Origin of the sequence: Paenibacillus sp. FSL H7-0703 (assembly GCF_038003485.1) — a bacterium.
GTDB lineage: Bacteria > Bacillota > Bacilli > Paenibacillales > Paenibacillaceae > Paenibacillus > Paenibacillus polymyxa_B.
Genome location: NZ_JBBOPF010000001.1, coordinates 2,817,230 through 2,830,780, shown reverse-complemented (window position 1 = coordinate 2,830,780; position 13,551 = coordinate 2,817,230). Strand labels below are relative to the sequence as shown.

Annotated in this window: 6 protein-coding genes, 21 tRNA genes and 4 rRNA genes; 27 read left to right on the top strand and 4 right to left on the bottom strand. The window is 47.9% G+C overall.

All coding sequences use genetic code 11. The annotated features are described in order from the left end of the window. Window positions 1-43: 43 nt before the first annotated feature. The 22 genes from rrf (MHB46_RS12470) to MHB46_RS12365 all read left to right on the top strand — a co-directional run bounded on the left by rrf (MHB46_RS12470) (window position 44) and on the right by MHB46_RS12365 (window position 2,186). A 5S ribosomal RNA gene (gene rrf, locus MHB46_RS12470) occupies window positions 44-160 on the top strand. A gap of 36 nt (window positions 161-196) precedes the next feature. Continuing rightward, window positions 197-273 (top strand) — tRNA-Ile (locus MHB46_RS12465). Window positions 274-295: 22 nt separating this feature from the next. Then, window positions 296-371 (top strand) — tRNA-Ala (locus MHB46_RS12460). A 4-nt stretch (window positions 372-375) separates the two neighbouring features. Next, window positions 376-451, top strand: a tRNA-Asn gene (locus tag MHB46_RS12455). 34 nt (window positions 452-485) lie between these two features. After that, a tRNA-Met gene (locus MHB46_RS12450) sits at window positions 486-559 on the top strand. A 3-nt stretch (window positions 560-562) separates the two neighbouring features. Next, window positions 563-654: transfer RNA gene (locus tag MHB46_RS12445), tRNA-Ser, on the top strand. Between the two features lie 32 nt (window positions 655-686). After that, window positions 687-758 (top strand) — tRNA-Glu (locus MHB46_RS12440). A gap of 6 nt (window positions 759-764) precedes the next feature. Beyond that, a tRNA-Val gene (locus MHB46_RS12435) sits at window positions 765-840 on the top strand. A gap of 30 nt (window positions 841-870) precedes the next feature. After that, window positions 871-944 (top strand) — tRNA-Met (locus tag MHB46_RS12430). Window positions 945-969: 25 nt separating this feature from the next. Beyond that, a tRNA-Asp gene (locus MHB46_RS12425) sits at window positions 970-1,046 on the top strand. Between the two features lie 66 nt (window positions 1,047-1,112). Continuing rightward, window positions 1,113-1,185, top strand: a tRNA-Phe gene (locus tag MHB46_RS12420). A gap of 26 nt (window positions 1,186-1,211) precedes the next feature. Then, window positions 1,212-1,287: transfer RNA gene (locus MHB46_RS12415), tRNA-Thr, on the top strand. A gap of 4 nt (window positions 1,288-1,291) precedes the next feature. Next, window positions 1,292-1,377 (top strand) — tRNA-Tyr (locus MHB46_RS12410). Between the two features lie 19 nt (window positions 1,378-1,396). Then, a tRNA-His gene (locus tag MHB46_RS12405) sits at window positions 1,397-1,469 on the top strand. A 17-nt stretch (window positions 1,470-1,486) separates the two neighbouring features. Then, window positions 1,487-1,561, top strand: a tRNA-Gln gene (locus tag MHB46_RS12400). Between the two features lie 4 nt (window positions 1,562-1,565). Further along, window positions 1,566-1,641 (top strand) — tRNA-Lys (locus tag MHB46_RS12395). Between the two features lie 14 nt (window positions 1,642-1,655). Then, window positions 1,656-1,743 (top strand) — tRNA-Leu (locus tag MHB46_RS12390). Window positions 1,744-1,749: 6 nt separating this feature from the next. Then, window positions 1,750-1,824, top strand: a tRNA-Gly gene (locus MHB46_RS12385). Window positions 1,825-1,834: 10 nt separating this feature from the next. Beyond that, window positions 1,835-1,906, top strand: a tRNA-Cys gene (locus MHB46_RS12380). A gap of 26 nt (window positions 1,907-1,932) precedes the next feature. After that, window positions 1,933-2,009 (top strand) — tRNA-Arg (locus tag MHB46_RS12375). 23 nt (window positions 2,010-2,032) lie between these two features. Next, a tRNA-Pro gene (locus tag MHB46_RS12370) sits at window positions 2,033-2,106 on the top strand. A gap of 9 nt (window positions 2,107-2,115) precedes the next feature. After that, a tRNA-Gly gene (locus MHB46_RS12365) sits at window positions 2,116-2,186 on the top strand. A gap of 203 nt (window positions 2,187-2,389) precedes the next feature. Here MHB46_RS12365 and MHB46_RS12360 read toward each other — a convergent pair. The 3 genes from MHB46_RS12360 to MHB46_RS12350 form a co-directional block, all read right to left on the bottom strand. Continuing rightward, window positions 2,390-3,493 carry a PAS domain-containing sensor histidine kinase gene (locus MHB46_RS12360; RefSeq protein ID WP_341162477.1) on the bottom strand — a complete coding sequence of 368 codons (1,104 nt, stop codon included), beginning with the start codon at window positions 3,491-3,493 and terminating at the stop codon, window positions 2,390-2,392. Then, window positions 3,486-4,139, bottom strand: coding sequence for a response regulator (locus MHB46_RS12355; RefSeq protein ID WP_016818376.1), 654 nt, complete (start codon window positions 4,137-4,139; stop codon window positions 3,486-3,488). The genes MHB46_RS12360 and MHB46_RS12355 overlap by 8 nt, the downstream gene beginning before the upstream one ends. 143 nt (window positions 4,140-4,282) lie before the next feature. Beyond that, window positions 4,283-4,732, bottom strand: a complete 450-nt coding sequence (locus MHB46_RS12350; RefSeq protein WP_165179928.1) for a GAF domain-containing protein — start codon at window positions 4,730-4,732, stop codon at window positions 4,283-4,285. 299 nt (window positions 4,733-5,031) lie between these two features. On the opposite strand from MHB46_RS12350, the gene MHB46_RS12345 reads away from it, so the two are divergent. The 4 genes from MHB46_RS12345 (at window position 5,032) to rrf (MHB46_RS12330) (ending at window position 11,384) form a co-directional block, all read left to right on the top strand. Beyond that, complete coding sequence (locus MHB46_RS12345; protein WP_025718906.1) at window positions 5,032-5,772, top strand: Crp/Fnr family transcriptional regulator; 741 nt, start codon at window positions 5,032-5,034, stop codon at window positions 5,770-5,772. A 574-nt stretch (window positions 5,773-6,346) separates the two neighbouring features. Continuing rightward, window positions 6,347-7,902: ribosomal RNA gene (locus tag MHB46_RS12340) — 16S ribosomal RNA — on the top strand. Window positions 7,903-8,188: 286 nt separating this feature from the next. Further along, window positions 8,189-11,116 (top strand): 23S ribosomal RNA (locus MHB46_RS12335). Between the two features lie 151 nt (window positions 11,117-11,267). Then, window positions 11,268-11,384: ribosomal RNA gene (gene rrf / locus MHB46_RS12330) — 5S ribosomal RNA — on the top strand. Together the 16S, 23S and 5S rRNA genes form the textbook arrangement of a ribosomal RNA operon. Window positions 11,385-11,563: 179 nt before the next feature. Here the strand turns inward: rrf (MHB46_RS12330) and MHB46_RS12325 are convergent. Then, on the bottom strand, window positions 11,564-11,722 hold the full coding sequence (locus MHB46_RS12325) for a hypothetical protein (protein WP_165147892.1): 159 nt from the start codon (window positions 11,720-11,722) through the stop codon (window positions 11,564-11,566). A gap of 294 nt (window positions 11,723-12,016) precedes the next feature. Here MHB46_RS12325 and MHB46_RS12320 point away from each other — a divergent pair, with 294 nt between their 5' ends. Continuing rightward, on the top strand, window positions 12,017-13,348 hold the full coding sequence (locus MHB46_RS12320; RefSeq protein ID WP_341162476.1) for an extracellular solute-binding protein: 1,332 nt from the start codon (window positions 12,017-12,019) through the stop codon (window positions 13,346-13,348). Window positions 13,349-13,551 lie beyond the last annotated feature (203 nt).

Sequence of the window (13,551 nt, the reverse complement as noted above, 5' to 3'; positions counted from 1 at the left end):
GAACCGAATAACCATACGGAAGAATTTACGATGTAAATTCATGTTTGGTGGCGATAGCGGAGGGGTTCCACACGTACCCATCCCGAACACGACCGTTAAGCCCTCCAGCGCCGATGGTACTTGGACCGCAGGGTCCTGGGAGAGTAGGACGTCGCCAAGCGATATCCTTCAAAGGATAATGAAGTTTTGCATGTTAGGGCCTTTAGCTCAGCTGGTTAGAGCGCACCCCTGATAAGGGTGAGGTCGGTGGTTCGAGTCCACTAAGGCCCACCACTTCCAGAATAACAAAAAGATTGGGGCCATAGCTCAGCTGGGAGAGCGCCTGCCTTGCACGCAGGAGGTCAGCGGTTCGATCCCGCTTGGCTCCACCAATATTCCCTGATAGCTCAGTTGGTAGAGCACTCGACTGTTAATCGAGTTGTCACAGGTTCGAGTCCTGTTCGGGGAGCCATGTTTTGAATATTTCTGAATTTTATATATAAGGTGGCGGCGTAGCTCAGCTGGCTAGAGCGTACGGTTCATACCCGTGAGGTCGGGGGTTCGATCCCCTCTGCCGCTACTCGGAGAGATACCCAAGTGGCTATAAGGGGACCCTCTGCTAAGGGGTTAGACTGCGAAAGTGGTGCGAGGGTTCGAATCCCTCTCTCTCCGCCATAAATTTATTGAAACCAGAACTTATTTTGCAAGGCCCGTTGGTCAAGGGGTTAAGACACCTCCCTTTCACGGAGGTAACAGGGGTTCGAATCCCCTACGGGTCATATTATGGAGGCTTAGCTCAGCTGGGAGAGCATCTGCCTTACAAGCAGAGGGTCGGGGGTTCGATCCCCTCAGCCTCCACCATAAGAAAATTTGAGAAATGCCTTTTAATGTCGCGGGGTGGAGCAGTTCGGTAGCTCGTCGGGCTCATAACCCGAAGGTCGTAGGTTCAAATCCTACCCCCGCAATTAATTTCCTGTTGGAAATGCCTCTGGAACTGTGGTGTAGAGGCCTAACATGCCTGCCTGTCACGCAGGAGATCGCGGGTTCGAATCCCGTCAGTTCCGCCATTTTAACTTCATATATAATTGGCATATATAGTGCGGATTATATGATGTAGTAATAAAATAAAACATGGCTCGGTAGCTCAGTCGGTAGAGCAGAGGACTGAAAATCCTCGTGTCGGCGGTTCGATTCCGTCCCGAGCCACCTTTCAAGTGGGAATTGAGTAATGTGCCGGTGTAGCTCAACTGGTAGAGCAACTGACTTGTAATCAGTAGGTTGGGGGTTCAAGTCCTCTCGCCGGCACCATTTTGGAGGATTAGCGAAGTGGCCAAACGCATCAGACTGTAAATCTGCTCCCTTACGGGTTCGGTGGTTCGAATCCATCATCCTCCACCAGTCTTTTCATAATCATATGGCGGTCGTGGCGAAGTGGTTAACGCACCGGACTGTGACTCCGGCATTCGTGGGTTCAAGCCCCATCGGCCGCCCTTTATTCTTAATTTATTGGGGATTAGCCAAGCGGTAAGGCAACGGACTTTGACTCCGTCATGCATAGGTTCAAATCCTATATCCCCAGCCATTAAGAGCCATTAGCTCAGTTGGTAGAGCACCTGACTTTTAATCAGGGTGTCGAAGGTTCGAGTCCTTCATGGCTCACCATTTATAATTATTTTGCGGTCGTGGCGGAATTGGCAGACGCGCACGGTTCAGGTCCGTGTGGGCTAACCCCCCGTGGAGGTTCGAGTCCTCTCGACCGCACCATATTTTGCGGACGTGGCTCAGCGGTAGAGCATCGCCTTGCCAAGGCGAGGGTCGCGGGTTCGATTCCCGTCGTCCGCTCCATTATCCATACGGCGCCATAGCCAAGTGGTAAGGCAAAGCTCTGCAAAAGCTTCATTCCCCAGTTCAAATCTGGGTGGCGCCTTGACTACTCATTATGGAATTTAATATGCGCCCTTAGCTCAGCTGGATAGAGCGTTTGACTACGAATCAAAAGGCCGGGAGTTCGAATCTCTCAGGGCGCGCCATTTCTTAAAAAAATGTATAATGTCGGGATGTAGCTCAGCTTGGTAGAGCACCTGGTTTGGGACCAGGGGGTCGCATGTTCAAATCGTGTCATCCCGATACTGATTTGCGGGTGTAGTTCAATGGTAGAACTCCAGCCTTCCAAGCTGGTAGCGTGGGTTCGATTCCCATCACCCGCTTTTTGCTATAGCGGATTCTTGTTGCCTCAGTGGTGACACCTTATAAATAAAGAGAGCCTGTCTGGGGACAGAGCTCTCTCTTTTTTTTGTATTTATCCTCATGTAATCCACAATGTGTTGATTATCCATAATCTTCGGTATCGGTGTATATCGTTCTGATCATACACCTGGCATACACCGATAACCGATCTAGTGGACAGTTTTTACACGGGAATGGTCAGCTGGATGGAGGTTCCCTTGTCTGGAGCAGAGGTTATGCTCATAAATCCCCCTACCCCTCTAGCTCGTTCTTCCATACTGAACAATCCAACTCCCTCTCCTTGGGACTTTCCAGAGAATCCAATGCCCTCATCCCGAATGGTCACTTGTATCATTTCATTTTGATCCTCAACGTCGACATATGCCACTGCTACATCTGCGTATTTGGCTACATTCGTTAATGCCTCCTGTACAATCCGATAAATTGCAATTTCCTTGCGAATATCAACCCGTTTACGTAGAGTGCATTGAAAATGCACCTCAATCCCGTAATGAGAACAGAAGTTTTCAATATAGGTTCTTATGGCTGGGACGACACCCAGATCATCCAGAACTGAGGGACGAAGTTCCCACGCTAGACCACGAACATCTTTGATGATGTCGGTCACCTGCGAACGAAGATTCTCCAGAGTAGCACTAGGTTGTTCGGCAAGTTGGCTATCCAATTGGATAATAAGTGAAAACAAGCTTTGTCCTATCCCATCATGCAGCTCTCTTGAAAAGCGTTTACGTTCTTCTTCCTGTATTTGCATGACTTGCGTCATCATAGATTGGAGTTCTGCTTCTACTTTCTTCAGTTTAGTGACCTCATTGCGGATCGCTAAGTACTGATAGGGTTTACCTTCCTCGTCCATAAACGGAACGATCGTAGTATTCACCCAATAGTAGCTGTTATCTTTAGCACGATTACGTATTTCTCCTTGCCATACCTTACCTGAACGGATCGTAGTCCACAGGCTTTTCATGAAGGCAGAGGTATGATAGCCTGAATTAATAAGACGATGATCCTGACCGATCAGCTCTTCACGACTGTATTGCGAAATCTCACAGAACTTGTCGTTTACGTACTGAATAATACCTCGATGATCGGTCAAAGCAACGATGGAAGACGTATCTAGAGCAAATTTCAGATTGGATAATTGGTGGAGTGAGTTACGCAGCGCATGAAGAAAAGGGGATTCTGGTATATAAATTTCCAGATCATTCAGCAGTTTATCGGTTGATTCACCAAAGGCATGCTGCAGTAAAGGATTAGAAGGTTCATTCATAATGGAGCAGCCCCTTTTTTAGTGCGAATTTGACTAGCTCAGGTCGTGTTTTCAAGTTAAGCTTCTCCATAAGATTGCTTTTATGGGACTCTACGGTTTTGACACTAATCACCAGGTGCTCGGCAATTTCCTTGTTGGCATATCCTTTGGCTACCCAGGATAGAATCTCTTTTTCCCGCTCAGACAAGGATTCATAGGGTCCGGCTATGCCTTCCTGTTTGATTTTGTCCAGATATTCACTCATCAGTCGTTTGGTTGCATTCGGGTACAAATAGGCACTACCTTCGGCCACAGACTGGATGGCAGCGAGTAACTCCTCGTGAGGTGCGCTTTTTAAAATATATCCGGATGCTCCAGCCTGAATGGCTCGGAACAGATATTCTTCATCGTCATGCATCGTTAAAATAAGGACTTCTGTATCGGGCAACTGTTTTTTTAATTCAGTGGTTGCCGTGAGACCATCTTTGCCAGGTGGCATGCTAAAATCCATGAGTACGACATTAGGTTGTAGCTCTACTGCCTTGCGGATCGCCTCATCCCCGTCTGCTGCATCTCCTACGACCTTAATACCATTTTTGCCGTCCAATAGGGCCATGAGGCCAGAACGTACGACAACATGATCATCCACTACTAGTATACGAATCAATTTGTCATCCCCTCGAACGGTAAAAAAACCGTGCGTTTTGTCATAATCATAGCAAATTTTAGGGATTTCAATCAACAAAGATAGTTAGGGACAGCCATATCAAGTATTTTATGAGTTTTATTATCTACAGTACCATTGTTGATCTATGGAGTGAGAGGGTAAGCACATAGTTGGCTAAGGCGTTGAGCGACTTGAGTGGCCTCGGCCACATCAGACTCTGTGAACGTCCTCACATCACGATTACCAAGAAGCAGCACACCGTTAGGCAGATCCCCTGTGCTGGAAAAGGGAATAGCAACAGCAGAGTGAAGCTGCTCGGCCAGCATTAGTGCACACTCCTGACGCAGACGTATACTACCTGATAGTAAAGCACTTACAGTCACGGTACGTCCCAAGCGAACAGCCATCCCGGCAATACCATGACCAATCTTAAAAGAAATAAGGCGATAGCGATTGCTTCGGTTGCCGGAGGCGTAATACCAATGCAGCTTACCACCCGACTTGGACATAAATGCAAGGGCAGTGAGATCACTATAAATAGTATCTCTCAACTGGTTCAGTTCTTTTCGCATTTCATCCGTTATTTGTAGCATAGAAGACACATCCTTTTTCATAACCAAACTATATCTCTAATTCATTGTAGTTCTGACAGTTACAAAAGTAGATCAGGGAACCCCCTGATCTATAGGCGCAGGAAACACTGACTTTTCATCAGGTCGGGTAAGGAGTAGGGAAAAGGCCGATAAATGGGGCGTTAGCTTACCTCGGAAGTGATATTTATCACAGTAAATCAGGGAGTAGGAAGGTATAAAATCAGGTGTTCTCCCGATAACAACCCAGGCATTAAAACATTATGATATAGATATCAGGTAAACACGAGGAGGACGCTAACATGCAAGCCACTTGTATGGAACGGTTTGGGGACGAAGCGGAACGCACGGGAATTCAGATTTATTTGACAGAAGAACATTTTGATCTGCTAAAAGATATTATGTCCTGGAAGAAGGTAAAGGCAGGCGTTATGCTTTTCCGAGAAGGCGATGATGCAGAGCAGCTTTATTATATACATTCAGGTCATGTTAAACTTCGTAAATCGACAGAAGATGGTAAAGAACTGATTCTGACCATTCAGCATCAAGGCGACTTAATTGGGGAATTTAGCGGGATAGATGGAGAAGAGTATAGTTGCACTGCGGAAACAGCCGATGTGTGTGAGTTAGGCGTCGTGCTTGTTAAGGATCTGGAGTCGCTCTTGTCCAAAAATGGGGAAATGGCACTTCAGTTCATCCAGTGGATGGCGATGAAGCAACGCATTATGCAATCGCGTTTTCGGGACTTACTGTTGTATGGTAAAACTGGAGCGTTAGCATCTACATTGATCCGTGCTAGCAATACATGTGGCGTGGCTGTGAAGGATGGCATTTTACTAAATATGAAGCTAAGTCACTCCGAATTAGGTGAGATGATTGGAGCGACGCGCGAGAGTGTGAACCGGATGCTGAGCGCGCTGAAAGAACAGGGAACCTTAGATACAAGGGATGGAAAGATTGTCATTCACGATCTCAAGGTATTACGTGGCATGTGCTGCTGTCCTTCGTACGGCCAATGTGCCCATGAAATTTGTCGCCTCTAATATATGAATACCATTAGGCGGGGTCCAAGAGACTTCGCCTTGCTGCATGTCTTCTAACAATCTAGCACATGGGGTAACGAACAACATAGATTACAAAAAAACTAATCAACGTCGTATAGCGGCTAATTACCAATAATATATTTATATTAAATGGAACTGAACACATGACATTTTATGAACTAGCTGTTTTGAAGTAACAGTGGAGCTAATAATGGTTGACTAAAAGGTGGAAGGGATTTTAAGTTTAAAAAAAAGGTATTATTTACAAGTTGCTTTCTATTGCTGAAAATGATATATTATTTGAGCTGACAACAAAACAGCAGTTTCAAAAGCGAAAAGCTTGGGTGAAATGATCTTCAAAAAAGAAAAAAATAACCCTTGCATTTTTGAAACAAACATGATATGATCTTATAGCTGCTGAAAAACGCAGCGAAAGAGAAATGTTTGATCTTTGAAAACTGAACAACGAGTGAGTAAAATGATTTTGCTTGCAAAATCAAACAAGAGATATTTTTATCTCGTCAGTTTCAACATGAGCTTATCGCTCTTTCTATAAACCAACTTCGGTTGGTCTTTAATGGAGAGTTTGATCCTGGCTCAGGACGAACGCTGGCGGCGTGCCTAATACATGCAAGTCGAGCGGGGTTATGTAGAAGCTTGCTTCTACATAACCTAGCGGCGGACGGGTGAGTAACACGTAGGCAACCTGCCCACAAGACAGGGATAACTACCGGAAACGGTAGCTAATACCCGATACATCCTTTTCCTGCATGGGAGAAGGAGGAAAGACGGAGCAATCTGTCACTTGTGGATGGGCCTGCGGCGCATTAGCTAGTTGGTGGGGTAAAGGCCTACCAAGGCGACGATGCGTAGCCGACCTGAGAGGGTGATCGGCCACACTGGGACTGAGACACGGCCCAGACTCCTACGGGAGGCAGCAGTAGGGAATCTTCCGCAATGGGCGAAAGCCTGACGGAGCAACGCCGCGTGAGTGATGAAGGTTTTCGGATCGTAAAGCTCTGTTGCCAGGGAAGAACGTCTTGTAGAGTAACTGCTACAAGAGTGACGGTACCTGAGAAGAAAGCCCCGGCTAACTACGTGCCAGCAGCCGCGGTAATACGTAGGGGGCAAGCGTTGTCCGGAATTATTGGGCGTAAAGCGCGCGCAGGCGGCTCTTTAAGTCTGGTGTTTAATCCCGAGGCTCAACTTCGGGTCGCACTGGAAACTGGGGAGCTTGAGTGCAGAAGAGGAGAGTGGAATTCCACGTGTAGCGGTGAAATGCGTAGAGATGTGGAGGAACACCAGTGGCGAAGGCGACTCTCTGGGCTGTAACTGACGCTGAGGCGCGAAAGCGTGGGGAGCAAACAGGATTAGATACCCTGGTAGTCCACGCCGTAAACGATGAATGCTAGGTGTTAGGGGTTTCGATACCCTTGGTGCCGAAGTTAACACATTAAGCATTCCGCCTGGGGAGTACGGTCGCAAGACTGAAACTCAAAGGAATTGACGGGGACCCGCACAAGCAGTGGAGTATGTGGTTTAATTCGAAGCAACGCGAAGAACCTTACCAGGTCTTGACATCCCTCTGACCGGTCTAGAGATAGACCTTTCCTTCGGGACAGAGGAGACAGGTGGTGCATGGTTGTCGTCAGCTCGTGTCGTGAGATGTTGGGTTAAGTCCCGCAACGAGCGCAACCCTTATGCTTAGTTGCCAGCAGGTCAAGCTGGGCACTCTAAGCAGACTGCCGGTGACAAACCGGAGGAAGGTGGGGATGACGTCAAATCATCATGCCCCTTATGACCTGGGCTACACACGTACTACAATGGCCGGTACAACGGGAAGCGAAATCGCGAGGTGGAGCCAATCCTAGAAAAGCCGGTCTCAGTTCGGATTGTAGGCTGCAACTCGCCTACATGAAGTCGGAATTGCTAGTAATCGCGGATCAGCATGCCGCGGTGAATACGTTCCCGGGTCTTGTACACACCGCCCGTCACACCACGAGAGTTTACAACACCCGAAGTCGGTGGGGTAACCCGCAAGGGAGCCAGCCGCCGAAGGTGGGGTAGATGATTGGGGTGAAGTCGTAACAAGGTAGCCGTATCGGAAGGTGCGGCTGGATCACCTCCTTTCTATGGAGAATCGTTTCCTGCAACGGAAACATTCAAATATGAAGCATTAGCTTCAAAAACTACTCACTCGTTGCTCAGTTTTGAGAGCTCAAACTCTCAGAAAAAGCTGGTTGTTTACAGCTTTGCACCTTGAAAACTGGATACCGAAACGAAATTGCGTTTTAGAATATTCCTTTAAGCTGATCTTGTGTAAACAAGTGAAATAAAGGTAGCTGCCTTGAATTTCATTCACACGTAAGTGTTGAACCGAAATTCAAAGCAAATCGTATTTACGATGTAAATACTAGGTTAAGCTACAAAGAGCACACGGAGGATGCCTAGGCGCCAGGAGCCGACGAAGGACGTGGCGAACAACGATAAGGCCTCGGGGAGCTGTAAGCAAGCTTTGATCCGGGGATGTCCGAATGGGGAAACCCGGCTGTCTTCATCGACAGTCACTTTCTGCTGAATACATAGGCAGAATAGAGGCAGACCAGGGGAACTGAAACATCTAAGTACCCTGAGGAAGAGAAAACAATAGTGATTCCGTCAGTAGCGGCGAGCGAACGCGGATTAGCCCAAACCAAGGAGCTTGCTCCTTGGGGTTGTGGGACGTCTCACATGGAGTTACAAAGGAACCGGTTAGATGAAGAGGCCTGGAAAGGCCCGCCAGAGAAGGTAAAAGCCCTGTAGTTCAAAACTTGTTCCCTCCGAGACGGATCCCGAGTAGTGCGGGGCACGTGAAACCCCGTATGAATCCGGCAGGACCATCTGCCAAGGCTAAATACTCCCTGGCGACCGATAGTGAAGCAGTACCGTGAGGGAAAGGTGAAAAGCACCCCGGAAGGGGAGTGAAATAGATCCTGAAACCGTGTGCTTACAAGAAGTCAGAGCCCGATCTATGGGTGATGGCGTGCCTTTTGTAGAATGAACCGGCGAGTTACGTTCCCGTGCAAGGTTAAGGTGAAGAGCTGAAGCCGCAGCGAAAGCGAGTCTGAATAGGGCGACTTGAGTACGTGGACGTAGACCCGAAACCGGGTGATCTACCCCTGTCCAGGGTGAAGGTGCGGTAACACGCACTGGAGGCCCGAACCCACGCATGTTGAAAAATGCGGGGATGAGGTGGGGGTAGCGGAGAAATTCCAATCGAACCCGGAGATAGCTGGTTCTCCCCGAAATAGCTTTAGGGCTAGCCTCGGAAAAAAGAATCGTGGAGGTAGAGCACTGATTGGGTGCGGGGCCCGCAAGGGTTACCAAGCTCAGTCAAACTCCGAATGCCATAGATTTAGTTCCGGGAGTCAGACAGTGAGTGCTAAGATCCATTGTCGAAAGGGAAACAGCCCAGACCATCAGCTAAGGTCCCCAAGTGTGTGTTAAGTGGGAAAGGATGTGGAGTTGCACAGACAACCAGGATGTTGGCTTAGAAGCAGCCACCATTGAAAGAGTGCGTAATAGCTCACTGGTCGAGTGACTCTGCGCCGAAAATGTAACGGGGCTAAACACACCACCGAAGCTATGGCTTGATGCTTGCATCAGGGGTAGGGGAGCGTTGAATGCGGGTTGAAGGTGTACCGTAAGGAGCGCTGGACTGCATTCAAGTGAGAATGCCGGTATGAGTAACGAAAAGATCTGTGAGAATCAGATCCGCCGAAAGCCTAAGGGTTCCTGAGGAAGGTTCGTCCGCTCAGGGTAAGTCGGGACCTAAGGCGAGGCCGATAGGCGTAGTCGAAGGACAACAGGTCGAAATTCCTGTACCACCGTAATCCGTTATGAGCGATGGGGTGACGCAGTAGGGTAGTGACGCGGACTGATGGATGTCCGTCTAAGCAGTGAGGCTGGTGTGTAGGCAAATCCGCACATCGTAAGGCTGGGCTGTGATGGGGAGCGAAAATTGTAGTAGCGAAGGTCATGATCTCAGACTGCCAAGAAAAGCCTCTAGCCAGGAGAAGGTGCCCGTACCGCAAACCGACACAGGTAGGCGAGAAGAGAATTCTAAGGCGCGCGGAAGAACTCTCGTTAAGGAACTCGGCAAAATGACCCCGTAACTTCGGGAGAAGGGGTGCCTCGGTAGGGTGAATAGCCCGAGGGGGCCGCAGTGAAAAGGCCCAAGCGACTGTTTAGCAAAAACACAGGTCTGTGCGAAGCCGCAAGGCGAAGTATACGGGCTGACGCCTGCCCGGTGCTGGAAGGTTAAGGGGAGTGGTAAGCCCTTCGGGGCGAAGCTATGAACCGAAGCCCCAGTAAACGGCGGCCGTAACTATAACGGTCCTAAGGTAGCGAAATTCCTTGTCAGGTAAATTCTGACCCGCACGAATGGCGTAACGACTTGGGCGCTGTCTCAACGAGAGATCCGGTGAAATTTTAATACCTGTGAAGATGCAGGTTACCCGCGACAAGACGGAAAGACCCCATGGAGCTTTACTGCAGCTTGATATTGAATTTGGGTACGATCTGTACAGGATAGGTGGGAGCCGTTGAATCTTGAGCGCCAGCTTGAGAGGAGGCATCCTTGGGATACCACCCTGATCGTATCTAGGTTCTAACTTGGTACCGTGATCCGGTGCGAGGACAGTGTCAGGTGGGCAGTTTGACTGGGGCGGTCGCCTCCTAAAGAGTAACGGAGGCGCCCCAAGGTTCCCTCAGAATGGTTGGAAATCATTCGAAGAGTGCAAAGGCAGAAGGGAGCTTGACTGCGAGACCTACAAGTCGAGCAGGGACGAAAGTCGGGCTTAGTGATCCGGTGGTACCGCATGGAAGGGCCATCGCTCAACGGATAAAAGCTACCCTGGGGATAACAGGCTTATCTCCCCCAAGAGTCCACATCGACGGGGAGGTTTGGCACCTCGATGTCGGCTCATCGCATCCTGGGGCTGAAGTAGGTCCCAAGGGTTGGGCTGTTCGCCCATTAAAGCGGTACGCGAGCTGGGTTCAGAACGTCGTGAGACAGTTCGGTCCCTATCTGTCGTGGGCGTAGGAAATTTGAGAGGAGCTGTCCTTAGTACGAGAGGACCGGGATGGACGTACCGCTGGTGTACCAGTTGTTCCGCCAGGAGCACCGCTGGGTAGCTATGTACGGAAGGGATAAGCGCTGAAAGCATCTAAGCGTGAAGCCCCCCTCAAGATGAGATTTCCCAGTATGTAAGACCCCTTGAAGACGACGAGGTAGATAGGTTGGGGGTGGAAGTGCAGTAATGCATGGAGCTGACCAATACTAATCGGTCGAGGGCTTATCCTAAGAATAAAACGCAAATGAGTTTCGGATCCAGTTTTCAGGGTGTAACCTTGAAGGTATGTAGAAATACATACAACAAGCGCATGGCTATTCATTCGCACGATAAGTGATGAACCGAATAACCATACGGAAGAATTTACGATGTAAATTCATGTTTGGTGGCGATAGCGGAGGGGTTCCACACGTACCCATCCCGAACACGACCGTTAAGCCCTCCAGCGCCGATGGTACTTGGACCGCAGGGTCCTGGAAGAGTAGGACGTCGCCAAGCAAGATAAAAGAGCACAGCCTTAACGGGCTGTGCTCTTTTTCCTATAACCGATTCATTTATCATTCACATGAAAGATCTTTCTCATGGATTCGGTCAAAAGTTTTATGATATCCTGGTTGTCCTTTGTATAGTGGTGCTTAGTCAGCATTTTTAACTGAGGACAGTATTAACTGGGGAAGTTAATCTATTTCAACCTGTTCTGTCTGAAGGACACTCAAGGCTTGAAGTTTACGGGTAATTTCTTTTTGCCACTTGGTATCTCCGACTTGTACGGCAAGATTGAGAAGGTCCAAATAATCATCAATATGCAGGGAGGTTTTACTGAAAGTTTCTTTCACTGCGGTCCTGCCTCCTTTAAAGTCTATGTGTATTTATCATTTAATAATGATAATCATTATCAAAATATGATCTTATTCATATTATGCCTGTGTTCTAGATAAATTGCAAGTTATGATATGAATGAATTTTGAAGCACGCAAATGAGGGCTTGAAAAAACAAACCCTTCTCCTTAAGTTCACGCATTGTTCACGTCTTTTCTATGGAACATAATGAAAAGAACAAGCGGGCATTGAGTGTCCACCAATAAGGAGGGCAAATTGCGCAATGCTTCAACAAGAGGAGGAAAAGGACCATGAGCAGAACAAAAATGAAAGCGTTTGCCGTTGTGATGGTGAGCGCCTTGGCATTGACGCTGGCAGCTTGTAATAACGGACAAAGCGCAAGTCCGGGAAATTCAGGAGAACCGAGCAGAAGCACCGAAACGAAAGATGTTACGATTACCTTTCAGAACATTAATCCTGATCCGAGCACCCCTTCGTACAAAATGATTAAGCAAATTGTAGGTCAATACGAGCAGGATCATCCTCATGTCAAAATTGAATTGGATTCGCTAAATACAGATCAACAAAAGCTTAAGCTGAAGACACAGGCAGCGGCGAAGGAAGTACCTGATATCACGATTGTAAACCCAGCTGCACAGATGAAGCCATTCGTAGATGCCGGGCTGCTGGCTCCATTAAACGATGTGGCTGATAAAGAGGGGTTAAAAGATACATTTCAGAATGGACTTCTTAATTACTATAGTTTCGACGATAAGCTCTACGCTTTTCCGGATGGCAACAATATAGAAGTGGTGTTTTACAATAAGGAACTGTTCAAGCAGGCGGGAATCCAGAAGTTGCCGACCACCTTTGACGAGCTGATTACGACGGTCAAAACGCTGAAGGCGAAGGGTATTACTCCGATTGCCATTGGGGAAAAGGATTCATGGACGGGGTCTCTCCTTTTTATGAACATTTTGTTGCGTACGAATGAAGGACCGAATTTTCTCAATGATGTACTGGACGGCAAAAAGACGTTTAACGACCCGGCTTTTGTGGAAGCGGTGGATGCATTTCAGGAATTGGTGCAGGCAGGAGCTTTCCCGGATGGAGCTACATCTATTGACTACAATGCAGGCGGTAATATTTTTAAAACAGGAAAAGCCGCGATGTATATCATGGGTACATGGGAAACGGGGTCAATTGATGCTTCTTCGGTAGCGGGTAAGGTAGGAGCGTTTCAATTCCCTACGGTGAATGGCAAGGGTGATGTGAATGAGTATGTAATTGCGCCGGGCAGCGCATTTGCAGTATCTGCGAACAGTGAACATTTACAGGAAACGAAGGATTTTCTGCACTATTTTATTAAGGAGATGCCCAAAATTCAGTTTGATCTAAAAAATGCGATTGGCAGCGGTCAGAAAATGAAAGGTGATCTGAAGGAAGCGGGCTACTCCGAGTTAGCGATTAGTCTTAATGAGCTGTTCAAGAATGTAAAAGGGGGCGATCTCGCTTTTGATAATACGATGAATCCGGCTATTGCGCAGGCGCATCTGAGTAGCATTCAAAACCTGTTCGTGCAAAAGGAAGACTCTGCACAAGTTGCCAAGGAACATCAGAACACTTTTGAAGCGAATAAATAAGTGAGGATTTTGCAAAAATCCAATAAGCGACTCCCAATGAACAATATATAGATCGAAATGGCCTAGTTCGTCTAGATATTGCACTTTGGAGCAACTGGAATCGAATTTTACAAAATCCTGAAGTAGCAGGCACTAGGGAGGGGGCGAAATGCTCCTTCCCTGATTGGAAATCATGTAGGTTGTGCATCCTCAGAAGATGTTCA

Excerpts from the sequence above, each read along its gene's own strand:
- MHB46_RS12360 (WP_341162477.1), bottom strand. The coding sequence starts at position 3,493 with ATGAATGAACCTTCTAATCCTTTACTGCAGCATGCCTTTGGTGAATCA.
- MHB46_RS12350 (WP_165179928.1), bottom strand. The coding sequence starts at position 4,732 with ATGCTACAAATAACGGATGAAATGCGAAAAGAACTGAACCAGTTGAGA.
- MHB46_RS12345 (WP_025718906.1), top strand. The coding sequence starts at position 5,032 with ATGCAAGCCACTTGTATGGAACGGTTTGGGGACGAAGCGGAACGCACG.
- MHB46_RS12320 (WP_341162476.1), top strand. The coding sequence starts at position 12,017 with ATGAGCAGAACAAAAATGAAAGCGTTTGCCGTTGTGATGGTGAGCGCC.